Raw genomic sequence first — 346 nt, forward strand, 5'->3', positions numbered from 1 at the left:
CCGCCGCACCCAGCGCGGGCTCGCGCGCTCGGCGGGCGCGCGCCAGCCGTGCTCGAGCCACGCGCGCGAGAACGGCGTGAAGACGCGGAACGGCGAGCCGTCCGCCTTCCGCACCCGTCCGGGGCTCACGGCGTAGGGGGTGCCGGTCGCGACGAGCGGCACGTCGAGCGCCGCGTCGACCCGCCCATCGCGCCGACGCCCGTACGGCGTCGACTCGCCCGAGACGTGCACCGCATCCGCCCCCGACTCGCGCACGAGCGCGGGCAGCACCGCCTCGGGCCGTCCGCTGCGCACGACGAGCGCCCCGTCGGTCGCGGCGCGCAGCCCCGCGAGCGCGGTGCGGAGC

General features: G+C 80.1%; 1 protein-coding gene. It reads right to left on the reverse strand.

All coding sequences use genetic code 11. The features are described 5' to 3' along the window. A partial coding sequence (locus tag NWP09_RS13385) for a deoxyribodipyrimidine photo-lyase (protein WP_258275961.1) occupies positions 1–346 on the reverse strand: 346 nt, incomplete at both ends.

The sequence above is a fragment of the Agrococcus sp. HG114 genome (assembly GCF_024723325.1).
Taxonomy (GTDB): domain Bacteria; phylum Actinomycetota; class Actinomycetes; order Actinomycetales; family Microbacteriaceae; genus Agrococcus.